This window comes from Paenibacillus sp. 2TAB23, from assembly GCF_052115165.1.
Classification (GTDB): domain Bacteria; phylum Bacillota; class Bacilli; order Paenibacillales; family Paenibacillaceae; genus Pristimantibacillus.
On sequence record NZ_JBFRGD010000002.1, the window covers coordinates 154,449 to 180,957 of the forward strand.

Here is a 26,509-nt window from a genome sequence, read left to right on the forward strand (position 1 = left end):
TGGATTGTCTAAAATTCAATGTGAATGTGGAGCTTCAAACGTAGTCGAGGAAACCGAGCATTTAGATAGCGGAGATGTGACTATCTCTATCAACTTCAACGTGAAAATTGAAGTTTTCTGCAATGAGTGCAGCAATCAAATCAAGTCTGCTTAATGAACATTCGCAGAATATTGAAATACATGAGGAGGGAGGCATGAAAACCTCCCCGTTTATCTCACTAAACCTACCGATGTTCAACCAAATCGATTGCCCCAAGAATAAGGTGGGCAAGCCCAAAACCGAGAACACCTGTACCAACAAGTTTGTACTTGCTTTTAAGCAGTGTTGCACCAGAAGCAGAAACCACAGTTCCAAGAACGGCAGGAATCAAACCTTCGCGCATATACAGCACCCCTTTTGGTTTTGTTTAGCAAGACATTTTATTATGTTTCAAAACTACTTTGTTTATTCCAAATTGAACCACAGTTAAGGGGAAGAAGACCGGTTGAATAATGAAGATCATAAGAGGTGCTTACCGATCTTCTATAAAATCCATTGCTTTATCTTCTAGTTCAATTTGGACAAAGTAGCGTTCCCAATCTTTAAGAAAGTCACTAAAAGTCATTTTCCCAGGATTCAGGTATATACCGGTCTCGACCATAATTTTAAATTTTGTTAATTCGGTGTTCAAATGCTCTTGTAGTCGCTTGGTAACACGAATGAGTGCGTGATCAATTATTTTGACTCTTTTAGTACGCTGGATTCTTTTTCCTTTGGCATCATATCCAAGTTCAACAACAAGTAACCAAGTTTTGTCCGCGTTTCTTTATACTCGCCATTGATATTACCTCCGTTATTAATTCACTTCCATTGAACTTTCGAACGAATTTCGGCTTCTAATGCATCTTCAATATCAGTGACTCGGAGCATTAGCCGTTGAATGTCACTTATTTCAATTTGCTGACCGGAGCCATCTAAAGTCTTATTATGTAGTTCATAAGTGGAGGAAGATGAATGCCGAACAGAGTAGGATCATGTGGAGGTCGAACATAGACATGGTCCGGAACAGACAAAGTTAATACATCGGATTCGATCTCATCAAAGGTAAAGCGCTCGAATGGGGTTTCGATTCTAATGTAAATTGTTTTAGTCCAATCAAAAGTAAAGAAATTGATCGTCATCCAAATTGGAAAAAGACGTGCGTTTCGATGTCGAGATCATATAGTACAAAAATTTTCATTGTGATGTTATCTCTACTCGTTTGTTTGCTATTTGTTTATTTAATTGTTCAAGGATTTTGTTCGTTGTATCTGTATATGCATATTTAACCTTGGCAGGAGTAAATCGAGCGTGTAAATTATAGTCTTGACGTTCTCTATTAATCCGGCCAAGGATTTGTTCAATACGTTGTTTCACAAATGAATAGGGCAGCTTGAACGCTTCAGATAGTATTTTGAGATAGTAGGAGCTGTGTTGTATCGACTTGAATTCCTCAAGCATGTAAGCCGGCATAGCAGCGTACATCCGGAATAAAGCGGCTTGAGACTCCTGTAAGCTTACAAAAGCAGGAGGGAGGCTTCTCTGATCACCTACGTGCATGGCAGGATGACAAAGTTCATGGAAAAAGGCAAGACGCTGCTCGAATGTCTCCAGATGTATGTTTATAAAAATCATACAGTCATTATCGTTATCATAAATGACCTTTGATTCTCCTTCTGAGTAGGTGATGTGCGTATTAAATAGGGCACCGATGTCATCGATATTCAAATCAGCAGCGCTATGAATTCCTTAATCTTGATATTTTTTATTAATCCAAAGCTCCATTTCTGATGGTTTGTATAGATCAAGATTGAAAAAATGCACAGTGAATCCCTCTGCATGAGAAAATGCGTTCGTATTTATGGGTGAAAAATATAGCCCGAGAAAAGGCTATTATTTTTTATTTTTTTCTTGCTCTCGTTCCTTCTTACGTTTTTCCTTAAAGGATCGGAACATTGCTAATTGCTCTTTCAGATGCTCGGCTTCCTCTTCATCAATTTCTTAAGGAGGACCGCCTAGATCAGCTATGTAAACATCATTCGCTGGGGCATGTTTATTTCGTACTGAAGGTCATTGTTCATCAGTCCGGCCTGTTAAATAATCGATACTCACATTAAAAAAACTGCGATATTATCTAATCGTAGCTGGTAAGAGGAGCCTAACATATGTAAAAGGTATTCTTGAATGCTACAAAGCTGACGGTGTGGATGAGCCTTGGAACACCGTTAAGAAGCCAGTAAGAACGCAAATCCGATCAGGGAAACCGAAACTCGATATTGTATCTGAAAATCAGCCAAAGACTAAAATGACCGAAGATGCTATGCGAGATTTATGCGATCTGGTTAATAAGAGCAATGGTGCTCCTCCACCTACGAAAGAGGAGTATCAAATCTTTATTCAAAAAATGAGAAAGGAGCGAATACCACGTTGCGTGCTGAATCAGTTAGAAAGAATAGAGTTATTGTTTGTGAAGAGCTCAACCATGTTTGGGATTAGTCAGAGATAGATGAGTTTTTGCGGCTGTGGGAGGAAGGGTATACGGTGCATCAGATTGCATCATATTTTAAGCGACAGTCAAAGGAAGTAGCATTACTTCTGATTAACACCTTAAGCGATCATCGGCTGGATATCAGTGGGGCGAAAAGTCTTTAAAAGTAAGGCTAGGTTCAGTATTAAAGGCGGAGAAGGTTGTTGAAAGGTTTGAATGTATGGATTAAGTCATTACTTATAGACGGTTAGCTTAGTTATCTCAATGAATTCGATGAATATCCAACGTAAAGAAAAACATCTCAAATTAATTATCTAACGGTGTTTCTAATCTGAACTAGTTCGTTAATAAAATAATCAAGTTGAAGTTTGGTTGATTCCATATCAGATGTATGACGACCATTGTTTTGAATAAGGTAATCTTTTTCTAAAGCTTCTAAAGCAAGCCCGGCTGCTAACGCGGCTATACCGTCACCTATCGTGGCAATTGATGTACCGATAAAGGCTAGCCTGGCAATTTCAATATCTCGTAGGTCATTATTGTTCTGCATAAGCCGTACCCTCCCGAATCATTTGTTTCAATATATGTGCGATTACCCGGGGCGGTGATGGTCTTGAATAAGTTAAGTATCAACATGAATAAACTAACCGTTAAGAGGAAATGGAATGCGCAAACGTTATTTAATTTTTATATTAAGCCAGATGGTAAAGCTGATTGCGATACAATTTGTGTCTGTCGAAAGCGCAACTCACACCAGCTGATGTCCTTTAAATTCAAAACAAAATAAGTAATAAGAACGACGGAACGATGACTAATATAATGGGGTTGAACTGATTGCTTAAGTATCTGAATGAATTATGATGTTCAGTGTAATCAAGTTGAATTATTTTATTAAATATATTCTTATCAGTTGAATGAATACAAATCCTATTGCACTAATAATTAATAGCTTTTCGATAAGTCTAACTAATTTCTGAGTAGCATTTTCTGCGTCTTTCATATTTGGCGACTCTTCACCAAAAGATCGTTTTTTTAAGAAGATTAAAGCAAAGACAATGCAAGCTAAAGCATAAAAAAGATATTTAGATAGTGTGTGATCAAACAACGTGATAAATAAATGAATCAAGTTAATCCATGGATTATTTTCACTAGACAAATGCAATAGTATCACCTACAAATTAGATTATTTGAAATTATAACATTTCACTATTGAACATTTATGAATAAGCAAATATATGAGGAGGATTCATATGTTTGTCCAAGATCACCTATTGCGTAAGCTGCAGTCGTAGATACAGTGTATGGATTGTTATTAGTTGTTCCAGAAGAGTATGTAAAAAAAGAGGAATTCATCTCTCATTGAGAGTCCGTTGACTAGAGGAGGACTTGGATTCAATTGGGTGTCAAAGCAAGCTGCTACAAAATGAAAAAAATCCCTCGATAGCTGTTGGGGAACGGACTCCGAAGGATTAGCACAAATCTCATCTTCTATTATAACAAATAGAGAGGATGAGGGGACTGTTGGCAATGACTAATGATTTTGATCATCAGGTGGAATTATTTCAAAGGGCAACGGTAGCTAATACTAGTGAAGCAAAAAAACACTTGAGTCTATTAATGAAATATAAAGCTATGATTGCGGAGTTTGAGCGGAGCGGCTTAGAAACGCGCGTTTCGCAACAACATGAATTGTATACGATAATTGAAAATCGTATGCTCATTCTTCATAGTGCTATTAATCTAATAATTGATGTCGAGATTTGGAATATTATTGAATATCGGTATATTGCCGGTAATAAGCATATCGTAACTATTAATCATTTTGCATAGGGAATGGATGATCATACGGTGGAACGAAAATTATGCAGAGGAATCGAATCGGTTGCGGAATCGTTGAAAATTATGACGGTTAAATGACGAAATGTTGTCGGAAAGCAGTTGGTGAAGTGTCGTTATGCTGGCGCTTCGAATTACTCACATTAACCATTATGAGTAACTCAAACGTTCCCAATTGCTGTAGTTGAGTAAAGAATTTGAGAGGTGAACAGGTGTCTGTAACAGCTAAGAAATCCTGCAGCAAAGTAGGTTGTAACAAGTTAACGCGAGATCATTATTGTGAAGACCATGCCAAGGCAATTCAGCAAAGCTATGACAAAGAAAGAGGCACAGCTTACCAGCGCGGGTATGGTAGCCAGTGGCGTAAGGCGAGGATTGAATTCCTCCGCAAGCATCCGCTGACGTGTACTGCTACGCTAGGGGGGCTTGTCATCGAGGCGACTGTAGTCGATCACATTACACCACATAAGGGCGACAAGGTGTTGTTCTGGGAGCGAGTTAACTGGCAGGTGCTATGTAAGCCATGCCACGATTCCAGGACTGCCAGAGAAGATGGGAGATTTGGAAAATAAACCTTGTAAAACGATCTTAAAGAGTGGAAGATAATAGAATAACTATGTCTACTTAAAGGGGAGAGCAAGGTTTGAAATCGCAAAACGTTTTTATTATTACGCCTATTGGTAATGCTGATACAAGTATAAGGAGAGCAACAGATGGTCTTATTGATGCTGTACTTATCCCGCTACTTACTGAGCATGGATTTACATCAGACAATATCCTTGTAAGCCATCGAATGTCTGATATTGGTTCGATAAATAAACAAATTATTACTAAAGTACTTGAAGCAGATCTAGCAATAGCAAATCTTACAGGACTGAATGCAAATGTTATGTATGAATTAGCAATAAGGCATGCTGCTAGAAAGCCAGTTATTGTAATTTGTGAGAACGATACTAGATTACCGTTCGATATAATTGATGAGCGAACCATATTTTATACCAATGACATGCTAGGAGTAGTGCAACTAAAGAATGAGATTGGTAAAATGATACCTGCTGCTCTTAATGACGATAAGCCTGATAATCCGATCTATCGAACTATTGAAGGTAATATTATAAAAAACATCACGGGGATAGATGACGTACAGAAGTATATGTTGGAGCGTATGGATAAAATAGAAACAATAGTTACACGTCATTTTGAGAATAGTAATCATAAGAATAATAGGGAGGAAAGCGTTGAATATGTTGACTATAAAATAGAAGGTAAGTTAGTGAGAGAATATGATTTTGAAGACGAGAGCCTTTTTGAAATTTTTAAACCACGGAAAACAGAAAGTCCTGAATTGCTGTCTTTTTCACATATCTTGAACAATGATAAAGATATAATTTTGAATATGACATTTGCGCATTCGACGAATACAGCTAGATATATTTACAAAAACTTTTTTGCATTGCGATTAGAAGGCATTATTGAAATTGAGAAAATAACTCGGTTGTCTTAACAATAAAAACCTCTCAAACTTAGGAACTGACCCCTGTTTTTGGGACAGAGATAAAACACCCAATTAAAATGCAGGCTACAACGACTTCTCGAWCCACWTCCTTTCTGTTCGGTGTACTTTTTTAAAAGSTCRATCTGTTGYTTTAWGAAMCGRTTCTYGSTCTCTAATTTRGCTAAYTCCGTKGYATAYTCAGGTCCATTGTTTAAACTGTACGGTTTCCCTACAGGTTGTTCCAAGCGATGCACTTCACCGTTGCGATACCATTTCATCCATATCTATACCTGCGTTTTTATTACGAATGAGCAACTGTTCCATCGCGACCTTTACAGGCACGCTTGCTAACCTCATTTCAATTGCCTTCATTTTCACCTTTACGGGGTAACTCACTCTTGTTCCCAAGCAAAAACACCTCCAAGTTGTACGATTATTTTACAATAGTCGTATCTTCAACTTAAAGGTGTTTTATTCTGTCTCACGCTTTGGGGGTCAGTTCACTTATGCAGTAAGGGTTTTGCGGGTGTATTTAAATAATTAAAATGATCTAGTTTGACTTAATAACGTCCCGGAATAGTTTCGAAAACTATAATTATTCCCTTTCTAGAGGTCGAAGTGGATTTTCGATCAATAGATTTGGTGGACAATTGGTTGACAAGTATATAAATTGCATTCAATGAAACTTTAAAAAACCTTGATATATAAGGGTTTTAAAACAAAAAAATCGGAGCCCTATTGCTAGGGCTCCTTTCATGGGAGAGGAGAAACCGGACGAAGAGCTTATGGGGAAACGTAAGTCTTCTCCGCGGTTGTCTACGACATCTTGCGACGCCGATAAGGTTATTTTGTCCCTTTATTAGGTAAATATACACGCGGACGCCAAAAAAATTGTAAACGTTTTAAGGAGGAGCGGAATCATTTTTTTACAACTACATGCGCTTTATTATGAAAGGGATTCTATGGTACGATAGGCGGGAATGAGATAGAAGGGGGCAATTGCAGTGAGAGTCATTGCGGGCGAGGCCAAAGGCCGCACGCTTAAGGCTGTGCCTGGCAAGAATACGAGACCGACAACTGATAAGGTAAAGGAAGCTATTTTTAGCATGATTGGGCCTTATTTCGATGGAGGAATGGCGCTGGATCTGTTCGCGGGAACGGGCGGCTTAGGTATTGAGGCTTGGAGCAGAGGCGTAGCACATACGGTGTTTGTCGACCGAGAGAAAATAAGCGTTGATATTATTCGTCAGAATGTCGAAACGGCGAAGATGGGAAGCGCTGCTGAAATTTATAGGAATGATGCGGAGCGCGCATTGAAAGCGCTAGCGAAGCGGGGGCAGAGGTTCCGGCTTGTTTTTCTTGACCCGCCATACAAAATGGTAACGATGGACAGTTTGATGTCGGATCTTGCAGCAAATGATATCCTCGAGCCGGAGGCTATTATTGTCGTGGAGCATGATGCATCTCACCAGTACCCGGAGCAGTTGGAGCAATTCGAGCAATTCAAGCACGCGAAGTATGGGGATACCGCGGTTTCCATCTATCAATACAACAGCTTAGATAGCCAAGACGGAAGTGAGGCCGATGTTCATGAATAAAATAGAGCGAGTAGCCGTATATCCTGGTACCTTCGATCCTGTCACATACGGACATTTGGATATTATTCGCAGATCAGCGAAGCAATTTGACCGGCTTATCGTTGCCGTCTTAAATAATTCAAGCAAAAACCCGCTGTTTAGCGTAGAGGAGCGAAAGGCGCTTCTGACTGAGGTAACGAGCGATATTCCCAATGTGGAGATTGACAGCTTTCGTGATTTGCTTGTTCGGTTCATGAAATCGCGTCAAGCGAATGTCATCATTCGAGGGATACGTTCGGTAACCGATTTCGAATACGAGCTGCAGCTTGCATCAACGAACCATTTGTTGGACGCTGAGATTGATACGATGTTTATGATGACCAATCCGAAATATTCTTACTTAAGCTCCAGTATAGTAAAAGAAATTGCACAATTCCAAGGTGCCGTGCATGAGCTTGTTCCGCCGGTCGTGGAACAGCAGCTGCGCATCAAATATCAACCCCAAAGCTAGCTTTAGCGTAAATATAGAATGATTCTATTATTCGTGCTACGCTGACCGATTTGTTTTTCGATAGGGAAGCAAAATCATAGAAATAAATAGACTAAACAGGGCAAGAAGCAGGCAAGCCGAGAGTGATAGCGGCCATAATTGCGGCAGATCACTTGTTTTTAATGCGACGGCAACCGCTTGGTCGGGCGTAAGCGTCCCTGCGGGAGTAAAAGCAGGCAGGTCATTCGGCGCCAGCCAAAAGCCGAGCAGCGAAGTAATCGGCTTCCACAAAAGCAGCATGAATAGTGCGGCAAGCAAGGCGTGCGCGGCACGCCATGCAATGAACGGCAGCAGCTTGAGGTCGCTCCCTGTGATTGAATAACCTGCCTGCAGAATGCCGCTGAGCCCGCTCCATGCGAGTACAGCGGCGATTGCGGCAGCGTTGCCGATAGTGCCTGTCCCGGGAGATTGCCAGATAGCGGCTGAATAAGCACCCAAATGCCCTTCGAAGAAGGCTTGGCTGATGAAGCTAAGACCTGTTTCAGCGAACAGCGGGGAGAGCAGTGGCTCTGTTAGCTTGGCTAGAACGGCGGCGAAGATCATAAAGCCGCCAATCATCATCAGCTTTTGAACGCTGGCCGATACGGCATCGCCAAGCGCTTTGCCGAAGCTCCGCCCATCTTGATCCCTGCCAAACCGGAAGGCGTCAGCTGCGCGTTGAAGCATGCTCCCGTCTCTTGCCACAGAGTGATCGCTAAGAACAGGCTCTTTACGCTGGAAGATCGTTGCGCCGAGCATAACGCAAAGTGCGGAGAACCAGACGACTGAAGCGATCATGATGCCTACGATCGGTTTGTGAAGGAAACCTGCTCCGATGACTACCAGCATAAACAAAGGATTCGGCATATGGGCTAGGGCGAGCAGCCGCTGGCCCTGTTGTTTTGTGACGAGGTTTCTTTTGCGCAGAGAGGATGCTGCTTCGGCACCAGCGGGATAACCTCCCATCCAGCCTAGGACGATTGCGTGAGCTGCTTCTCCTGGAAGCTTGAACAGTCGGTTCATTACGGGCTGCAGCAGCGAGCTTATAGCATGTGCGAGGCCGAATGCAGAGATAAGCTCGAACAAAATGAGAAATGGCAGCAAGCCTGGGAATACGATGTTCCACCATACGGTGAGTCCTTGCAGGGAGGACTGAAAGGAAGCATCCGGCTGCAGGATAATGGCACTGACAAGCAGAATGGACAGAAAGGCTAGCATAACCGTTTTAGCCAATGCGACACAACTCCTTTATCTAAATGGGAAAATGTACGTTTGGATAGGACAATCCTATACGTTCATTAGTACGCATGTTTGTCCGGCTATAGACCAGCAGCAACGTTTAGTCCGAAGGTTTAAGAAAGAAGAAAGCAAGCGAGCATAGAGAAAGCAACAGGATCGGAGAGCAGCGGATGCAAAAGAAACGGTCGGATTGGCGCAGAATAACCATGATCGCGGCAGCCACTGCAGTGCTTATGTGGGTCATGCTTTATGCGCCAACGCCTTATGTCGTTTATGAGCCGGGAATCGCGGTTTCAGTTAAGCCTATGATCTCGATTGAAGCTGGAGATAAGCCGGGAAATGGAGATTTCCTGCTCACTGCCGTGAAACTGACTGAGCCAAATTTTCTAAGAACGATTTCGTCGATGTGGGATGCGAACAAGGATGTTCATCTAAGACGTGATGTTTTTCGAGGATACACGCAGGAGCAGTTTGCGGTGAGGCAGCAGGTCATCATGCAAGGTTCGCAAAACAATGCGATAGAAGCAGCGTATCACTATGCGTCTTTGCCATATTCGACCAAAGCAGATGGTCTGCTTGTCGCGGATATCCTAATCGGAGGCGACTCCGCTCGTAGCGGCTTCAAGACGGGGGATTTGCTGCTTGGCTTTCATGGGCGTGAACCGGCAGAAACGGTAGAACAATTGCTGGCTTCGATTCAATCACTAAATAAAACTGGCGCTGTTTCATTCGACGTGGATCGAGAGGGTCAGCACACGCAAATTAGCTTCCCAGGGGAAAGCTTTAGTGAGGAAATGACGAATGAGCAGCTGCTTGACGTACTCGGGATAAAAAGCCTGACGGAGCTTCGCAGCCTTGAACCGGATGATCCGGACAACAAAATTAAGATTGCGGCTGGCGAGATCGGTGGTCCGTCAGCGGGCTTGGTTTTTGCACTGCAAGCTTTGGAGTTATTGACGGAAGGCGACCTTTCCGGTGGCAGCCGGATCGCAGCAACGGGAACCATCACGGTTGACGGCAAGGTTGGAGCGATAGGCGGCATTAAACAGAAGATTGTTATCGCCAGCGAGAAAGGCGTCAAGCTGTTTCTCGTACCGGCCGGCAATTTCAAGGAGGCCGAAGCCAAAGCCAAGGAGCTGGGCACCGCAATGAAAATTGCCAGCGTGAGCTCGCTTCAGGAAGCTGTCCAGCAGGTCATGCTATTGCAAAAGACAGCCGAATAATCGAAAACATGCTGACTCTTAGTCGAGATGCGAATATTCACAGTAATGCTGACTCTTAGTAGAGTCGTTACTAATTAAAGTATTGTTAACTTTTTAAGTGTAATTCGCACCGGCAGTAACAGGCCTTTCGGTGAAATCACGGAACATGGAGGCTGCAGAGGCATGGCCAGGCACGCCAAGCATATATACTCCGCTTGCTTGGGTGTCCAGCTCCAAGTAACGGTAAGGCTGGGGCGCCCTTGCAGCACTGTGCAATACAGGAAGCCTAGCTGAATTCCGCATCCGGCGCAATAAAAGCTTGCCTTTTTCGGAGAAACCGAGCACTCTTATATATTCAACACCAGAAGCGAGCTTGTCCGCAGTGAAATCCTGCTTGCGATGTCCGAGCAGGATCGCAAGGAGTGATCGCTGCAGCTTCGTTCGTGTGTAGCGCTTGGTTTTCAAAGCACCCAGTAGGTCGTCGAAGCTTCTTGAAGGAAGAGTAGGCAACACGCCGCGGATTCGGTACTCTAAGCCCTCGGTTATTTCGTGGAGCTCCGCGAGATCTTGAGGAGTGCGGGTTATAATGGCTTGGAGCAAAGCATTCGTGAAGGGCTCCCAGCTGATCGGGCAGCGGCCAACTGACCATTCCTGCTGAAGAATGTTCAATGTCGTTTCAGGAACATAAGCGCGCACATCCTCCAATGATTGTTGCTCGAGAAGAAGCTTGCGGATGGCGGTTGCGCTTGCGATTTGGCTGTCTGTTGCCGTGGCTTGATTGTATTGTGCCTTCTCGCGGGCAATGGTGAACGGCTCCATCTTTGCTTGCAATCGGTTCCGTGCAAGCAGATAATGGAGTCCTAGCGTATGGTTTGGAAGCGCGAAAGGGAAGGCTGAAGCTGATGCATGGCCAAGCTCAGCCAGGTAGCTTGTGATTGCGCTGCTGTATGCGCTCGGGTAGCTTATTCCGGTTTGGAGCTGCTGCTTCAAAAGCGCTTTGAAAGCGGGAGGCTCCTCAGCAATGATGTCGGAAGCCAGCAGGAGCGGATCCAGCTCTCCGTTCTCTGTGCCGAAGCAGAAGCTGTCTACGACGCCGGTCGCTTCAAGCAGTGATACCGCTCCGTAAGCGAACCACTCAGCCGCTTGGGTCGCGTATGCGACTGGCAGCTCTATGACAAGATCGCAGCCGCCCTCCAGCGCCATTTGCGTCCGAGACCATTTGTCGAGCAAGGCAGGCTCGCCTCGCTGCAGGAAATGGCCGCTCATAACGGCAACGACAGCATCTGCTTGCGTTATTTTGCGTGATTGTTGCAAATGATACAAATGTCCGTTATGGAACGGATTGTATTCGACAATAAGTCCGACTGTACGCATTAGCTGAATCCTCTCTCTGTTAAATGTTGGTGGTTTAACTATAGCACAGCGGAGAAGCCCAATCACGGCCTGCATGATGCAATAATGAAAAACAGTGTGAAAATGTTGACAAAACGGTAGTCTGATAGATATAATAATCTTTGTTTGTTTGGGGTGATCTGATGCAGTTTCATATTCAAGAAACAATGTCCAAAGGGTTGAAATCGACAATCGACGAACAGCTCGATGTCAGTGACCTTTTTAAGGGACGCCAGGATGTTTATCGTACGGGACCTCTACATGTATCGCTTCAGGTTACCGGGCACGAAGGTTTCATCGAAGCCGACGGCAAGCTTGCCATCGACCTTGAGCTAGCCTGCTCGCGTTGCCTCGAACCGGTGAAGGAACATACGGTCATTCGATTCTCGGAAGTATTCAAGCGGGCGGAGTCAAACGAAGAACGCGATGAAGACATGGAAGAGGAAGAGAGTGATTTCATTGAAGTAGATGCGGACAGACTGGACCTGAAGCCTTATGTGGAAGAAGCGCTACAGCTGTTCATGCCTTTTGCACCGCTTTGCAGCAATGATTGTAAGGGTCTCTGTCAGACTTGCGGACAGAACTTAAATGAGCACAAATGCAGCTGCTCGACGGAAAAGATCGATGTCCGTTTTGCGGCGCTAAAGGATCTATTTAAGGAATAAGCGTTGTACCGATTGAATTTTTGAAGGAGGTGTTAAATATGGCAGTACCTCAGCGTAGAACATCCAAGACTCGCCGTGATAAACGTCGTACGCATTTCAAACTTGCAGTACCGGGCATGGTGAAGTGTGAGCAATGCGGCGAGCTGAAATTGGCTCACCACGTATGCAAAGTTTGTGGATATTACAAAACAAAAGAGATCATTTCCCAATAGTGAATTGATGTCAAAGATAGCACTTCATCATTTGATGGGGTGCTATTTTTATTGGTTGAATGAAGGTGGGGCCGTGTTCTCTTAAACGAGTTTTTACCGCATGCTTTTAACGCCGCATTGCGCTCGGGCGCAATTTTTTATATACTTAATTAGTACCAGGTGATAATATCAAGCAACATACATATACTATTTATGCGAAAGCCTTATAGGACTGAGGCACGGAATGATAACCTAATCGATATAAATTGGTAGAAGGTGGTGCCGGACATCGAACGAATGCCCAAACGGCAGCGGCATCAGCAGCTTGCCCGATACATTGACGAAAATCCTTTTATAACCGATCGGGAGCTCACGCGACTGCTCAAAGTAAGCATCCAGACGATTCGGCTTGACCGCATGGAGCTTGGCATTCCAGAGCTTCGTGAGAGGCTGAAGCTGATGGCGGAACGCTCTTACGATTCTGTCAGGTCTTTGCCGCTTCACGAGGTCATCGGCGATATCGTTGACCTGGAATTGGACAAGAGCGGCATCTCGGTATTCGAGATAAAGGAAGAGCATGTGTTCTCCAGAACCGGCATTGCGCGCGGACACCATGTGTTCGCACAGGCGAATTCACTTGCCGTAGCTATTATAGATGATGAAATTGCTCTTACTGTAACAGCAGATATTCGCTTTATTCGTCCCGTAAAGCTTGGAGAGAAATGTATTGCCAAAGCCTATGTGCGGTCGATATCGGGAGAGCGGAGCAAAGCGAAGGTTGAGCTGTTCACGTATGTTGGCGATGAAATGGTGTTCCAAGGCAACTTTGTCATTTATCGGTCCGCGGCAGACACAGATACTGAAGGAGGAGACTTACGTGCGGATCGCTATTGATGCTATGGGCGGCGATAATGCTCCAGGATTAATTGTTCAGGGAGCGATGGAAGCAGCGGCGCAGTGGCCGGATACGGAACTGCTGCTTGTGGGAGACACCTCCGTTATTGAACCACTTATGAAGGGGCAGAAGCCTTCAAACATTACGATTTGCCATGCGGATGAGGTGATTGGTCCCGACGATGAGCCTGTTAAAGCGGTTCGCCGCAAAAAAGGGGCTTCAATGGTCGTTGCTGGACAGCTTGTCCGCGAGAAGCAAGCCGATGCGATGCTCTCTGCGGGCAATACCGGCGCTTTGATGGCAACGGGCTTGCTCGTCGTTGGAAGAATGGACGGCATTGAAAGGCCAGCGCTTGCGCCGATGATGCCTACAATGGACGATATCGGCATTCTAACGCTGGATTTGGGCGCGAATATGGATGCAAAGCCCGAGCATTTGGTGCAATACGCCATTATGGGCAGCATTTATCGCACGAAGGTCCATGGCCTTGAGAAGCCGAGAGTCGGCCTGCTTAACGTTGGAACGGAAGCCATGAAAGGCAACGAAATGGCTAAGGCAGCCTATGCTTTGCTTGAGCAGGCGCCGGTCCATTTCATCGGGAACGTCGAAGCAAGAGATGTGCTTAATCGGAATTGCGATGTATTGGTATGCGACGGTTTTGCAGGCAATATTATGCTGAAAGCCATGGAAGGCGCTGCGGGTACGATATTCACATCGCTTAAAGAGGCGTTCAGCCAAACGCTGCTGACCAAGCTTGCGGCGGCGGTTATGCTGCCTAAGCTTCGCCCCTTGAAGAAGCGGATGGATTATAAGGAGCATGGCGGTGCGCCGCTCCTAGGCTTGAACGGACTTGTCGTGAAATGTCATGGATCTTCGGATGCGTTAGCCGTAAAAAATGCGGTTCGACAAGCAAGAACAGCGCTTCAAGGCCAATTGATTGAAACAATTGCAGCAGAAATAAACGGGAAGTGAGTGTGCGAAATGGGTTTACATCCTGTAGGAATTATCGGAACGGGCAAATACGTGCCTGAACGTATTTTATCGAACAAAGAGCTTGAAGCTATGGTGGAGACCAATGATGAATGGATCGTTACTCGCACGGGCATCAAAGAACGCCGGCTGGCAGCCGCTGAAGAAGCGACGTCCGACCTGGCCCTCCATGCTTCCCGCGCTGCAATTGCTGCTGCGGGACTGACGGCGGAGGATATCGACCTGATTATCGTAGCGACCATTACGCCCGACATGTTCTTCCCTTCCACGGCATGCCTTCTTCAAGATAAGCTTGGAGCGAAGAAAGCTGCTGCATTTGATTTGTCAGCGGCATGCTCCGGCTTCATCTATGGGCTGGCTACCGGCTCCAGCATGATAGCCAGCGGCATGTACAAGCATGTGCTAGTCGTTGGTGCTGAAACGTTGTCGCGAATCACGGATTACACGGATCGCAATACCTGCATTCTGTTTGGAGACGGAGCAGGTGCTGTCGTTCTTGGCGCAGTGGAAGAGGGACGCGGATTCCGCTCGTTCGAGCTCGGCGCGGATGGCAGCGGCGGAGAACTTCTGAAGGTAAGCGGCGGCGGATCGCGCGTCCCTGCCTCGGAAGCGAGCATTCAAAGCAAGCAGCACTATATCTATATGGCCGGCAATGATGTATTCAAATTCGCGGTTAGAATTATGGGCAGCGTAGCTGAAGAGGCATTGCTGAAAGCTGGAATTGCAAAAGAAGAGGTCGATCTGCTCGTTCCACATCAAGCGAATATCCGAATCATTCAATCCGCGCTGAACAGGCTGAACCTGTCAGAGGACAAAGCAATGATTAACTTAGATAAATACGGCAATATGTCATCTGCATCCATACCCGTCGCACTTGCGGAAGCAGTTGAACAAGGGCGCGTAAAAGAAGGCGACGGCATTGTGCTTGTCGGTTTCGGCGGCGGCTTGACTTGGGGCGCTTCCGTCCTTGTATGGTAATTTCAATTTAGGAGGAAACACTCTTGAGTAAAATTGCATTTGTATTTCCGGGACAAGGTGCACAGGCAGTTGGAATGGGCAAAGATGCTTTCGATAGCTTTGACCGCTCGCGGTCGGTGTTTGAACAGGCGGATGAGGCGCTTGGCTTCTCCCTGAGCAGCATTATATTTGAAGGGCCGGAGGATCAGCTGAAGCAGACTGCGTATACGCAGCCTGCACTGCTAACCGTAAGTGTGGCCTTGCTCGAAGCATTGGAAGGCAAAGGCTTGAAACCTGATTTTGTAGCAGGACACAGCTTGGGTGAATACAGTGCGCTTGTTGCGGCTGGCGTACTATCATTCGAGGATGCAGTGCGCACCGTTCGTGCACGCGGACAATTCATGGAGCAAGCTGTTCCAAGCGGACAAGGTGCAATGGCTGCTGTGCTTGGAGCAGAGCGTGCGACGCTTGCAGCGCTTTGTGAAGCTATCACAGCGGAAGGCTCAGCAGTGGAGCTTGCGAATGTTAACTGCCCGGGGCAAATTGTGGTATCAGGGTCGGCGGCTGGCGTTGAAGCGGTCGTTCAGCGAGGTAAAGAAGAAGCTGGCGCTAAGCGGGTCATTCCGCTTGAAGTTAGCGGTCCCTTTCATTCGTCTTTGATGAAGCCGGCAGCTGACAATCTTCAAACGGTACTAGCAGAAGTGGCAATGAAGGATGCTTCGGTTCCTGTCATTGCGAATGTAACAGCCAAAGCGGTTGTTTCGGCTGACGAGATTCGTTCCTTGCTCGTAGAGCAAGTCTATTCGCCGGTACTGTGGGAAGACAGTATGCGTTATTTGATTGAGCAGGGCGTGGATACATTCGTTGAGATCGGATCAGGCACCGTGCTAGCGGGCTTAATCAATAAAATCGACAAAAGCCTGCGCGTTATTTCCATTAACACTATTTCCGCGCTTGAAGCGCTGCAAGCAAATGAACTTTAGGATGGAGGAGATTCAATGTTTGCTAGCTTGGAAGGCAAGAAAGCACTCGTAACTGGAGCATCGCGAGGAATCGGAAGATCGATTGCTATTGCGCTTGCAGAAGCAGGTGCAGATGTTGCCATCAACTATTCCGGCAGCGAAGCTGCGGCAGCAGAAACGGCGCAGGCTGTGGAAGCCTTAGGAAGACGAGCCATTGTGATCAAAGCGAACGTCGGAAAGACGGATGAATTTGACGCGATGGTAAAAGAAGTCATTGAGCAATTCGGAGCCATTGATATTTTGGTAAATAATGCCGGAATTACTAGAGATAATTTAATCATGCGAATGAAGGAAGACGAATTTGATCAAGTTATTGAGACGAACCTAAAGGGCGTATTCAATGGCATCAAAGCCGTAACCCGTACCATGATGAAACAGCGTGCAGGCCGTATCATCAACATTTCATCCGTTGTTGGCGTGCTCGGAAACCCTGGACAAGCTAATTATGTAGCGGCGAAAGCTGGCGTAATTGGTTTGACTAAGGCAAGTGCGCGCGAGCTTGCATCCCGGGGCATCACTGTTAACTGCGTTGCCCCCGGATTTATTCAAACCGAAATGACGGATAAACTTCCGGAAGAGATGCGGCAGTCTTTGGCTGGCCAAATTCCGCTTGCCCGTCTCGGAGACCCGAGCGACATCGCAAATGCGGTCCGTTTCCTAGCTTCCGATGCTTCAGCCTATATGACTGGACAGACGATTCACGTGGACGGCGGCATGTATATGTAATGCGAATTAATTCCCCTAAGCGGAATTAAAACGGTTACGTATGGCAATTTATCTTTAATTCTCGTATAATACCATGGAGGAGGTGAACCGGATGTCCGAAGTAGTAGATCGCGTAAAACGTATCGTCATCGACCGACTAGGCGTAGACGAAGCGGAAGTTACACTAGAAGCTTCATTTAAAGATGACCTCGGCGCTGACTCTCTTGATGTCGTTGAATTGGTCATGGAGCTAGAAGACGAGTTTGATATGGAAATTTCTGATGAAGATGCTGAGACAATCACCACTGTGGGAGAAGTAGTTAAATACATACAATCTCATACGTAAGAAGGACAAGTCCCGTTTTTAATAAACGGGACTTCTCTCCATCTAGGCCATTTCACCATTTCTAATTATGGAAGCGTTGCAGCTTTTACATACACAAGCGTAAATGGCTTCAAGGGCAATGAATTTATACCTCCTTATATTTCAAGTGTAAAGGCGCTGCCGTGTTTGAACGGAATTGCTTGGGTTTACCGAGAAATATAAGCAGGGTATACGCAAAAAGCATGATCGGCTTGCATGTTCAGAATGCGGCCATATGTGCAATAAAAATGCTGGATACAGAGGTGAATCGAATGAAACAAAGAGTAGTTGTTACAGGTATGGGCGTTATTACTTCGCTAGGTTCTGATTTGGATCAATTCTGGGGAAACCTGATGGAAGGAAAGTCGGGCGTATCGGTTGTTGAGGCTTTCGATTTCTCTGAATACCCCACTTATATAGCGGCGGAAGTTAAAAACTTCGTCCCTGAGGATTATGGCTTAGATAAAAAAGAAGCACGCAGAATGGACAGATTCGTACAGTTCGCGGCAGTAGCCAGCCAGCTGGCGGTTAAAGATGCGGATTTGCAAATCGGCCAGAATGCAGACCCAGAGCGCGTAGGCGTAATGGTCGGCTCCGGTATTGGCGGTCTTGGCACGTGGGAGGATCAGCACAATATTTTGCTGGAGAAAGGGCCGAAGCGCGTTAGTCCGTTCTTTATTCCAATGATGATTGCAAATATGGCATCCGGTCAGGTTTCCATGCTAACGGGAGCAAAAGGGCCGAATAGCACCGCGGTTACCGCGTGTGCGACAGGTACGCACTCCATCGGCGATTCTTTTAAACTGATTCAACGCGGCGATGCTGACGTCATGATTGCTGGCGGCGCGGAAGCTACGATTAGACCGACAGGCATGGCAGGCTTCTGCTCCATGCGTGCGATGTCAGTACGCAATAATGAGCCTGAGAAAGCGAGCCGCCCGTTCGATATTGACCGTGATGGCTTCGTTATGGGCGAGGGCGCAGGCGTATTGGTACTGGAATCTCTTGAGCATGCACAGGCACGCGGCGCGAAGATTTATGCAGAGGTCATTGGCTACGGCATGAGTGGCGACGCTCATCACATGACTGAGCCGGACCCGGATGGCGCTGCGCGCTGTATGGTGAAAGCATTGAAGGATGCGGGCATTGAACCTACTGACATTGATTACATCAATGCGCATGGTACTTCTACGCCTGTAGGAGATCGTTCGGAGACGAAAGCGATTAAGAAGGCGCTTGGCGACCATGCTTATAAAGTAGCGGTAAGTTCGACCAAATCGATGACGGGTCATTTGCTCGGCGCGGCAGGAGGCGTCGAAGCTGTCATTTTAGGCTTAACGCTAAAAAATGGCATTATTGCACCGACTATCAATTTAGACAATCCGGATCCGGAATGTGACCTGGATTACGTGCCCAATACACCGCGTGAAGCGAATGTGAGAACGGCTTTGTCCAACTCCTTCGGCTTTGGCGGACATAATGCGTCGATCGTGATGAAAGTTTATGAAGCGTGATTCCTTCTATGAGCTGCAGCAGAGGCTGCAGCTTAGCTTCAAGCGGACGAAACTGCTGAAGCAGGCATTCACCCATACCTCTTACGTTAACGAGCACAAGCGCGGCTCCGCACAGGACAATGAACGCTTGGAGTTTCTTGGCGATGCTGTGCTTCAACTGCTTGTTTCGGAATATTTGTTCGCAACGTATCCCCAGAGGCCGGAAGGCGAGCTTACGAGAATGCGTGCTTCCATCGTCTGCGAGCCGTCGCTTGCACAGTTTGCAGAACGTTTGGAACTTGGCTCGCACGTATTGCTGGGGCGCGGTGAGGAGCAGCTCGGAGGCAGGCAGAGACAAGCGCTGCTGGCTGATCTGTTCGAGTCATTCGTAGGCGCGATTTTTCTCGATGCCGGGATTGAACAGACTAGAGCCTTTCTGAATGAGCATATGTTCCCGTTCGTCGAATCGAACGATTACGGGTTGCTTGTGAAAGACTCCAAGTCCAAGCTGCAGGAGCGCTCTCAGCATCATGGCCTCGGCGCAGTCGAGTACCGGATTATAGAGGAACGCGGACCAGCACACGACCGTGAATTTGTTGTTGAAGTCTATCTCGGTGAAGAGCGCTTCGGCATTGGCAGCGGGAGGACGAAGAAGGAAGCGGAGCAGCGAGCGGCGGCGGAGGCATGGCGCACGCTATCGCAAGAGCAAGGTTAAACGGATAAGAGAGTATCTAACAGGCGATGCAGCCTGCAGGATACTCTCTTTTTGATAAGGAGAATATGCTGACGTGGAGTGGTCGTATTTAGCGGCTGGAATGGTTATCAAGGCCTATGAATTGTGGTACAATGAGGGGTGAGGTGAAAACCAAGACATGTTTCTGAAACGGATTGAATTATCAGGCTTTAAGTCTTTCGCCGATCGGACCGAAATGGAATTCGTAACCGGCATTACTGCGGTTGTAGGCCCGAATGGCAGCGGGAAAAGCAATATCTCTGACGGTATTCGCTGGGTTCTCGGCGAGCAAAGCGCTAAGAGCTTGCGCGGCGGCAAAATGGAGGATATTATTTTTGCCGGGAGCGATGCGCGCAAGGCGGTCAACTACAGTGAGGTTTCACTGACGCTTGACAATTCGGATGGCGCGTTGCCCCTAGAATACAATGAGGTCACCGTCACGCGCCGAGTGCACCGAAGCGGAGATAGTGAATATTTAATAAACAAGCAGCCATGCAGGCTGAAAGATATTACCGAGCTATTCATGGATACCGGTATCGGTAAAGAGGCTTATTCCATAATTGGACAAGGCCGAATTGAAGAAATTTTAAGTACGCGCTCAGAGGATAGGCGCGGTATATTCGAAGAAGCGTCAGGCATTGTTAAATACAAATCGCGCAAGCGCGAGGCACAGCGCAAGCTTGACGAGACCGAACAAAATTTGCTCCGTATTCACGATCTTGTGACTGAGCTTGAGGATCAGGTTACTCCCCTCCGCAAGCAGTCGGAGAAGGCTATCCAGTTCAAAGCGCTGAAGGAGCAGCTCAAGACAAAAGAAATTTCAATGTACGTACATAACATTGAACAGATACACGGATCGTGGACGGAGGCTAACGGCAAGCTGGAGCGTCTGCAGCAAGAGCAGCTTCAGCTATCAACCGTAGTCAGCAAGCATGATGCGCATCTGGAGAAAGATCGCCAGCAGCTTCGGGATCTTGAATTGGAACTCGACCAGCTGCATGAGGCGATGCTGCAAATTAGCGAGGATTTCGAAAAGTGCGAGGGCTACGGCGAGGTTTTGAAGGAACGTAAGCGCAATTTGGACCAGAACAAAGAGAAGCTTGAGGAATCGATTGCAGCACAGGATGCCCGTATCGTGGCATTGTCGCAGGAAGAAGCGGAATTCCGCAGCCGCGCGGCAGCGCTGCAACTGCAGCTTGCGGATCTAAGGTCGAAGATTGCTGACGAGGAAGCCCGCTTGCTCGGTGTGGCAGGCGGAGCTGTCGCGGATGCGGAAGAAACGCTTAAAAGCGAGCTGCTTGAAGTCTTAAGCGCTATGGCTCAGCACCGTAATGAGATCCGTTATGCGTCGCAGCAGCAGGAAACACTGCAGCGGCGTATGGAGCGGATTAGCGAGGATGAGGCCAAATGGCTCGATCAGCAGGCGAAGCTGGACGAGAGAAGATCGATGCTTGCTTCGGCGCTTGAAGCCACGCTAGCCCGTCTGGAGCAGGCAAGAAGCAAGACGCTGACGGAATCGGAAAAAACGAGAGAGATATCTCAGAGTTTGGAAGAGGTTACGCTGGCGATCCGAAAGTGGGATCAGAAGCTGGACAGCCACATTTCACGCCGCGATACGATGAAGGAAATGCAGGATGCATTAGATGGCTTTATGCAAGGCGTTAAAGAAGTGCTCAAAGCCTCAAGAAGAGGCAATAGCGGCATAAGCGGCGTACACGGTGCCGTTGCCGAGCTGATCCGCGTTCCTGAGCGTATTGAAACGGCTGTTGAGACAGCGCTTGGCGGGGCTTTGCAGCATATCGTCATGGAAGATGAGAAAACAGCCCGTACCGCGATTGCTTTTTTGAAGCAGCGTCAGTTAGGCAGGGCTACGTTCCTGCCGCTTGATGTCATCCGCGGCAGGCAGGTGCCAGAGCATGATAAGCGCACTGCCGAATCCGTTGACGGTTTCGTTGGGGTAGCCGCAGATCTAGTAAGCTCGGACGATCGTTACGCAGCAATCGTTAATAACTTGCTCGGCAATGTGTTGCTTGCCGAAACCTTGGAGCAGGCGAACCGGATCGCTTCGAAATGCCAATATCGTTATCGCGTTGTGACGCTGGAAGGCGATGTCGTAAATGCCGGCGGCTCCATGACAGGGGGAAGCTTGCAGAAGAAGGGCGCCAGCTTGCTCGGCCGTCAACGCCAGATCGAGGCGCTTGATCAAGAAATTACGGATGCACGCCGGACGGCGGAGCAGCTTCGCAATAAGCTGAGCGACTTGCGCAAAGAACATTCGATACGCTCGCATAACATCGAAGAGCTGCGTGCGGAGGGTGAGAAAAGCCGTATCGAGGAACAGCAAATCCGGGCTGAGCTCCAGCAGCTTCATAACGAAGCGAAGCATCTGGAGGAACAACGGCAGCTGTATTCAGCCGACCGCAATACGCATTTGACTGAACAGAAGGATGTACAAGCTACGGCGAAGGCAGCTGAGCTTCGGTTAGAGCAGCTCGTAACAGATGAAGCAAGGCTTCAGGAGGCCATTCGCATGGCCGAAGAGCGACGCAAAGCAAGTGAATCGGCGAAAGAGGAACTGCAGGGTCAGCTTACCGACATCAAGATTGCTGCAGCTAAAACGGATCAAGAGAAGCTTTCCTTTGAGGATCAGTCCACGCGCGTCCGCGCTGATATACAGCGAGCCAAGCAGGAACTGGCTAATTTGCGTTCCTTATCCGTTCAGCAGGAGGAAGAGCTGGCTAGACATGCGGGAGAATCGGTACAGCAGATTGAACAGCTGAACCATCTCCGCATCAAGAAGCAAGAATGCGCAGAGCAAACGGACTTGAAACGCGCCGCGCGTGCGCAGCGTATCGCAGAGCTCGACCTTGGCGAGAGTGAAACCAAGGAGCAGCGGGCACAGCTTAGACAAGTCGAAGAGCAGATGCGGCAGACAGAAATTGCTGCCAACCGGCTAGATGTTGAGCTCGACAATCTGCTTCGCAAGCTTAGTGAGGAGTATGAGCTCAGTTATGAGCTAGCGAAGGAGCAGTATAAGGTGCCGGAAGATGTGCTTGGTACCCAGAACGAAGTTAGGGATATTAAGCGACAAATTACTTCGCTAGGCGAGGTAAACTTAGGCGCAATTGAAGAATATGAGCGTGTCAGTGAACGGTTCGAGTTCTTGTCCGAGCAGAAGAATGACTTGATCGAGGCGAAAACAACACTGTATCAGGTTATCCGTGAGATGGACGAAGAGATGTCGAAGCGTTTCAAAACGACCTTTGAAGCTATTCGCGGCCACTTTGTCGTTGTTTTCGCGAAGCTTTTTGGCGGAGGACGTGCAGATCTTGTGCTCGTTGAACCGGACCGCGTCTTGGACACGGGCATTGATATCGTCGCCCAGCCTCCTGGCAAAAAGCTGCAAAATCTTCAACTGCTCTCAGGGGGAGAACGCGCATTGACGGCCATTGCGCTGCTGTTTGCCATTCTGCAGGTGAAGCCTGTTCCGTTCTGTGTGCTTGATGAGGTAGAAGCTGCGCTCGATGAGGCGAATGTATCGCGCTTTGCGCAGTATTTGCGGGAATTCTCGGAATTAACGCAATTTATCGTCGTAACGCACCGCAAAGGAACGATGGAAGAGGCGGATGTGCTGTATGGCGTTACGATGGAGGAAGGCGGCGTATCGAAGCTGGTATCCGTGCGCCTAGAGGATGAAGAGCCGGTATCCGCATAAAGAATAGACATGCCGGCAATGTGAGGATGAGGAGTGGGAACGATGAGTTTTTTTAAGAGACTGAAGGAAAGCATCGCAACAAAAACGGAAGCGGTAACGAATATATTCAAGGAAGGCTTGACCAAAACCCGTACGGCATTTGTGGAGAAGGTCGAGGAGCTCATTACGCGTCGCAAGAAGATTGACGAGCAGTTTTATGAAGAGCTTGAAGAAATTCTTATCGGGGCGGATGTTGGCGTCAACACGGTCATGCAGCTCATTGACGATCTTCGCGTCGAGGTGAAGAAGCGGAAAATAGAGGATGCTGCTGACTTGCAGCCCATTCTGTCAGAGAAGCTCATTAACCTCATGAAGGGGGATGACCAATCTGGTTTGCGTATGGCATCAAGCGGAATAACGGTTATCTTGTTCGTAGGCGTTAACGGCGTCGGAAAAACGACAACAATCGGAAAGCTCGCACATAAATTCAAAAGCGAAGGAAAAAGCGTTCTTATGGCAGCAGGAGATACGTTCCGCGCCGGCGCAATCGAGCAGCTTGAAGTATGGGGACAGCGAGTCGGGGTTGATGTCATCAAGCAGCAATCCGGTTCAGATCCGGCAGCCGTCATGTTCGATGCGGTACAAGCTGCTAAGCAGCGCGGCGTGGATGTCCTATTATGTGATACAGCTGGACGGCTGCAGAACAAAACGAACCTGATGGAAGAGCTGAACAAGATTTTCCGCGTCATTCAGCGCGAGCTGCCGGATGCTCCGCATGAGGTGCTGCTCGTCCTGGATGCAACGACAGGCCAAAATGCCCTTAGCCAAGCGAAGCTGTTCGGCGAGAAAAGCGGCGTTACCGGGCTTGTGCTCACGAAGCTGGATGGCACAGCTAAAGGCGGGATTGTGATCGCGATCCGCAATGAGCTCAGCTTGCCGGTTAAGCTGGTTGGGTTAGGCGAGAAGATGGGCGACCTTCAGCAGTTTGATTCCGAGCAATTCATTCATGCGCTGTTCGCTGGCTTGATACAGCGCGAGGAAGCGGAAGAAGCAGAGAAAACGCAGGAGTAATACTCGTTTCATGCACGACTGCGCTTATAGCATAAGCTGCTCAAAAAGGTGACAAGGTGAAATGCTTGACAGCAGCCTATAGCGTCATGTATGATAAAAGACGTTGTCAGGTGTAAAGGTATTTACCTTGTCGGCGAAACAAGCTTAATAACAGGAGGGGCTGAGGGGATGAAAGCAAATGAACCAGATGCCTTGTCCAAAACAACCCGAATAAACTTGTTGTTCGACTTTTACGAGCCGCTCTTGACTGAGAAGCAGCGGACGTTTCTCAAATATTATTTCCATGATGATTTCTCCCTTGGGGAGATTGCGGCAGAGTTCGGAATTAGCCGACAAGCGGTGTACGAGCATATCAAACGGGCCGAACAGGTGCTTGAGAGCTACGAAAGCAAACTGAGCCTGCTGGTCAGGCATGAATCGCTTCAACATTTAACGGTGCAGCTCGTAAACAGCGTGAATGAGCTTTCCATTGCCGAGCATGACAGGCAGGCGCTCATTCAAGTAATTGCGCAGTTGAAACTGGACGAATAATACATAATGAATGGAGGTGACGGTACATGGCAGCATTCGAGAGCTTATCAAGTCGACTTCAAAATGTGTTCAGCAAGCTGAGGGGCAAAGGCAAGGTTTCTGAAGAAGATGTTAGCGAGGCAATGCGCGAGGTACGATTGGCGCTGCTAGAGGCAGACGTTAACTTTAAAGTCGTGAAGGACTTTATTGCGAAGGTGAAGGAACGGGCTATCGGGTTGGATGTATCCAAAAGCTTTACGCCCGGCATGGTCGTCATCGATATCGTAAATAAAGAACTAACCGAGCTGATGGGCGGCACACAGAGCAAACTGGCGAAGGCGAACAAGCCGCCAACCGTAATTATGATGGCGGGTTTGCAAGGGGCCGGTAAGACAACGACGACCGGGAAACTGGCCAAGCTGCTCCAGAAGAGCAACAATCGGCCGCTTCTCATAGCCTGCGACATTTACCGTCCAGCTGCCATTAAGCAGCTGCAGGTGCTTGGCGAGCAAATCAATGCGCCGGTATTCTCCTTAGGTGACCAGACATCTCCAGTCGAAATTGCGCGTGCAGGACTTCAGCATGCGAAAGAAAACGGAAATGACTATGTGATCATCGATACAGCGGGTCGCCTGCATATCGATGAAGAACTGATGGAAGAGCTGAAGCAAATCCATCAGGTTACGAAGCCGGACGAAGTGCTGCTTGTTGTCGATGCAATGACGGGCCAAGACGCAGTAAACGTCGCCCAAAGCTTCCATGAGCAGCTTGCCTTAACGGGTGTTGTGCTGACGAAGCTTGACGGAGATACACGCGGCGGCGCGGCGCTTTCGGTCAAAGCCGTAACGGGCTGTCCGATCAAATTCGCGGCGATGGGTGAGAAGATCGACTCGTTGGAGCCGTTCCACCCAGAGCGTATGGCTTCACGTATTCTCGGGATGGGCGATATGCTCTCCTTGATCGAGAAAGCACAGATGAACATCGACGCGGACAAAGCTAAAGAAATGGAACGTAAAATGCGTACAGCAGAATTTACGTTCGATGATTTCCTAGAGCAGATGGAGCAGGTTCGCAATCTGGGACCGCTTGATCAAATTATGGATATGCTGCCCGGCATGAACAAGATGAAGGGCATGAAGGATATGAAGGTCGATGAGAAGCAAATCGGCCGTGTCGAGGCGATTGTTCGCTCCATGACGAAAGCGGAGAAGCAAAAGCCAGAGCTGCTTAACCATAGCAGGCGCAAGCGTGTTGCTGCCGGCAGCGGTACAACGATCGTTGAGGTTAACCGCCTTATTAAGCAGTTCGACGACATGAAAAAAATGATGAAGCAATTCTCGTCGATGATGGGTCCGAAAGGCCCTAAGGGCGGCAAAAAAGGCCTGAAGGGCATGCTCGGAAAAAATATGAAATTCCCGTTTTAACGTCAGTTTACTCTTTGA

27 protein-coding genes are annotated in these 26,509 nt (G+C 47.5%); 21 read left to right on the plus strand and 6 right to left on the minus strand.

The features are described from left to right. The first annotated feature begins 4 nt into the window (after nucleotides 1–4). On the plus strand, nucleotides 5–154 hold the full coding sequence (locus AB4Z29_RS03415) for a hypothetical protein (RefSeq protein ID WP_441941714.1): 150 nt from the start codon (nucleotides 5–7) through the stop codon (nucleotides 152–154). Nucleotides 155–224: 70 nt separating this feature from the next. Here the strand turns inward: AB4Z29_RS03415 and AB4Z29_RS03420 are convergent, their stop codons facing one another. From AB4Z29_RS03420 to AB4Z29_RS03430, 3 genes are all read right to left on the minus strand, one after another. Beyond that, entirely contained in the window at nucleotides 225–383 is a 159-nt protein-coding gene (locus tag AB4Z29_RS03420; protein WP_054023675.1) for a hypothetical protein, read from the minus strand. Between the two features lie 833 nt (nucleotides 384–1,216). Then, nucleotides 1,217–1,747: an ImmA/IrrE family metallo-endopeptidase gene (locus AB4Z29_RS03425; RefSeq protein WP_441941715.1), complete on the minus strand. Its 531-nt coding sequence runs from the start codon at nucleotides 1,745–1,747 to the stop codon at nucleotides 1,217–1,219. A gap of 1,070 nt (nucleotides 1,748–2,817) precedes the next feature. Continuing rightward, nucleotides 2,818–3,057: a translation initiation factor 2 gene (locus AB4Z29_RS03430; RefSeq protein ID WP_441941716.1), complete on the minus strand. Its 240-nt coding sequence runs from the start codon at nucleotides 3,055–3,057 to the stop codon at nucleotides 2,818–2,820. Nucleotides 3,058–4,034: 977 nt separating this feature from the next. On the opposite strand from AB4Z29_RS03430, the gene AB4Z29_RS03435 reads away from it, so the two are divergent. The 3 genes from AB4Z29_RS03435 to AB4Z29_RS03445 all read left to right on the plus strand — a co-directional run bounded on the left by AB4Z29_RS03435 (nucleotide 4,035) and on the right by AB4Z29_RS03445 (nucleotide 5,847). Beyond that, nucleotides 4,035–4,337: a hypothetical protein gene (locus tag AB4Z29_RS03435; RefSeq protein ID WP_441941717.1), complete on the plus strand. Its 303-nt coding sequence runs from the start codon at nucleotides 4,035–4,037 to the stop codon at nucleotides 4,335–4,337. Nucleotides 4,338–4,555: 218 nt separating this feature from the next. After that, the gene (locus AB4Z29_RS03440) at nucleotides 4,556–4,915 is read left to right on the plus strand and encodes an HNH endonuclease signature motif containing protein (RefSeq protein WP_441941718.1); all 360 of its coding nucleotides are present in this window, start codon (nucleotides 4,556–4,558) and stop codon (nucleotides 4,913–4,915) included. A gap of 71 nt (nucleotides 4,916–4,986) precedes the next feature. Next, nucleotides 4,987–5,847 carry a hypothetical protein gene (locus tag AB4Z29_RS03445; protein ID WP_441941719.1) on the plus strand — a complete coding sequence of 287 codons (861 nt, stop codon included), beginning with the start codon at nucleotides 4,987–4,989 and terminating at the stop codon, nucleotides 5,845–5,847. Nucleotides 5,848–6,093: 246 nt separating this feature from the next. On the opposite strand, the gene AB4Z29_RS03450 is transcribed toward AB4Z29_RS03445, so the two are convergent. Next, a complete protein-coding gene (locus tag AB4Z29_RS03450) occupies nucleotides 6,094–6,246 on the minus strand; it encodes a hypothetical protein (RefSeq protein WP_441941720.1) in 153 nt (50 codons plus the stop codon). A gap of 596 nt (nucleotides 6,247–6,842) precedes the next feature. On the opposite strand from AB4Z29_RS03450, the gene rsmD reads away from it, so the two are divergent. Together rsmD and coaD are read left to right on the plus strand one after the other, a co-directional pair. Next, nucleotides 6,843–7,436: a 16S rRNA (guanine(966)-N(2))-methyltransferase RsmD gene (gene rsmD / locus AB4Z29_RS03455; protein WP_441941721.1), complete on the plus strand. Its 594-nt coding sequence runs from the start codon at nucleotides 6,843–6,845 to the stop codon at nucleotides 7,434–7,436. Then, complete coding sequence (coaD, locus tag AB4Z29_RS03460; protein WP_441941722.1) at nucleotides 7,423–7,926, plus strand: pantetheine-phosphate adenylyltransferase; 504 nt, start codon at nucleotides 7,423–7,425, stop codon at nucleotides 7,924–7,926. Before rsmD ends, coaD begins: the two co-directional genes overlap by 14 nt. A 36-nt stretch (nucleotides 7,927–7,962) precedes the next feature. Here the strand turns inward: coaD and AB4Z29_RS03465 are convergent, their stop codons facing one another. Continuing rightward, on the minus strand, nucleotides 7,963–9,177 hold the full coding sequence (locus AB4Z29_RS03465) for a nucleoside recognition domain-containing protein (protein WP_441941723.1): 1,215 nt from the start codon (nucleotides 9,175–9,177) through the stop codon (nucleotides 7,963–7,965). Between the two features lie 176 nt (nucleotides 9,178–9,353). Between AB4Z29_RS03465 and AB4Z29_RS03470 the strand changes: the two genes are divergently transcribed. Beyond that, nucleotides 9,354–10,406, plus strand: a complete 1,053-nt coding sequence (locus tag AB4Z29_RS03470) for a S16 family serine protease (protein ID WP_441941724.1) — start codon at nucleotides 9,354–9,356, stop codon at nucleotides 10,404–10,406. 93 nt (nucleotides 10,407–10,499) lie between these two features. Here AB4Z29_RS03470 and AB4Z29_RS03475 read toward each other — a convergent pair whose 3' ends face one another. Next, nucleotides 10,500–11,759, minus strand: coding sequence for a nucleotidyltransferase (locus AB4Z29_RS03475; RefSeq protein ID WP_441941725.1), 1,260 nt, complete (start codon nucleotides 11,757–11,759; stop codon nucleotides 10,500–10,502). A gap of 161 nt (nucleotides 11,760–11,920) precedes the next feature. On the opposite strand from AB4Z29_RS03475, the gene AB4Z29_RS03480 reads away from it, so the two are divergent. From AB4Z29_RS03480 to ffh, 14 genes are all read left to right on the plus strand, one after another. Beyond that, entirely contained in the window at nucleotides 11,921–12,442 is a 522-nt protein-coding gene (locus AB4Z29_RS03480) for a YceD family protein (protein ID WP_441941726.1), read from the plus strand. 38 nt (nucleotides 12,443–12,480) lie between these two features. Then, nucleotides 12,481–12,654 (plus strand): 50S ribosomal protein L32, encoded by a 174-nt coding sequence (gene rpmF, locus AB4Z29_RS03485; RefSeq protein WP_006036546.1) that lies wholly within the window; start codon nucleotides 12,481–12,483, stop codon nucleotides 12,652–12,654. Nucleotides 12,655–12,930: 276 nt separating this feature from the next. Continuing rightward, nucleotides 12,931–13,527 carry a transcription factor FapR gene (fapR, locus tag AB4Z29_RS03490; RefSeq protein WP_183562128.1) on the plus strand — a complete coding sequence of 199 codons (597 nt, stop codon included), beginning with the start codon at nucleotides 12,931–12,933 and terminating at the stop codon, nucleotides 13,525–13,527. Next, complete coding sequence (gene plsX / locus AB4Z29_RS03495) at nucleotides 13,511–14,500, plus strand: phosphate acyltransferase PlsX (protein ID WP_441941727.1); 990 nt, start codon at nucleotides 13,511–13,513, stop codon at nucleotides 14,498–14,500. The genes fapR and plsX overlap by 17 nt, the downstream gene beginning before the upstream one ends. Nucleotides 14,501–14,509: 9 nt before the next feature. After that, nucleotides 14,510–15,496: a beta-ketoacyl-ACP synthase III gene (locus AB4Z29_RS03500; RefSeq protein ID WP_441941728.1), complete on the plus strand. Its 987-nt coding sequence runs from the start codon at nucleotides 14,510–14,512 to the stop codon at nucleotides 15,494–15,496. A gap of 23 nt (nucleotides 15,497–15,519) precedes the next feature. Beyond that, nucleotides 15,520–16,458, plus strand: coding sequence for an ACP S-malonyltransferase (gene fabD, locus AB4Z29_RS03505; protein ID WP_441941729.1), 939 nt, complete (start codon nucleotides 15,520–15,522; stop codon nucleotides 16,456–16,458). A 15-nt stretch (nucleotides 16,459–16,473) separates the two neighbouring features. Then, a complete protein-coding gene (gene fabG, locus AB4Z29_RS03510) occupies nucleotides 16,474–17,223 on the plus strand; it encodes a 3-oxoacyl-[acyl-carrier-protein] reductase (RefSeq protein WP_441941730.1) in 750 nt (249 codons plus the stop codon). Between the two features lie 91 nt (nucleotides 17,224–17,314). Further along, nucleotides 17,315–17,548 carry an acyl carrier protein gene (locus AB4Z29_RS03515; protein ID WP_053375686.1) on the plus strand — a complete coding sequence of 78 codons (234 nt, stop codon included), beginning with the start codon at nucleotides 17,315–17,317 and terminating at the stop codon, nucleotides 17,546–17,548. Nucleotides 17,549–17,838: 290 nt separating this feature from the next. Continuing rightward, nucleotides 17,839–19,080, plus strand: coding sequence for a beta-ketoacyl-ACP synthase II (fabF, locus tag AB4Z29_RS03520; protein WP_441941731.1), 1,242 nt, complete (start codon nucleotides 17,839–17,841; stop codon nucleotides 19,078–19,080). Further along, nucleotides 19,070–19,774, plus strand: coding sequence for a ribonuclease III (gene rnc, locus AB4Z29_RS03525; protein ID WP_441941732.1), 705 nt, complete (start codon nucleotides 19,070–19,072; stop codon nucleotides 19,772–19,774). The genes fabF and rnc overlap by 11 nt, the downstream gene beginning before the upstream one ends. Nucleotides 19,775–19,931: 157 nt before the next feature. Next, nucleotides 19,932–23,507 (plus strand): chromosome segregation protein SMC, encoded by a 3,576-nt coding sequence (smc, locus tag AB4Z29_RS03530; protein ID WP_441941733.1) that lies wholly within the window; start codon nucleotides 19,932–19,934, stop codon nucleotides 23,505–23,507. Nucleotides 23,508–23,549: 42 nt separating this feature from the next. After that, entirely contained in the window at nucleotides 23,550–24,557 is a 1,008-nt protein-coding gene (ftsY, locus tag AB4Z29_RS03535) for a signal recognition particle-docking protein FtsY (protein ID WP_441941734.1), read from the plus strand. A gap of 168 nt (nucleotides 24,558–24,725) precedes the next feature. Next, nucleotides 24,726–25,088, plus strand: coding sequence for a putative DNA-binding protein (locus AB4Z29_RS03540; protein ID WP_441941735.1), 363 nt, complete (start codon nucleotides 24,726–24,728; stop codon nucleotides 25,086–25,088). A gap of 26 nt (nucleotides 25,089–25,114) precedes the next feature. Next, entirely contained in the window at nucleotides 25,115–26,491 is a 1,377-nt protein-coding gene (ffh, locus tag AB4Z29_RS03545) for a signal recognition particle protein (RefSeq protein WP_441941736.1), read from the plus strand. Nucleotides 26,492–26,509 lie beyond the last annotated feature (18 nt).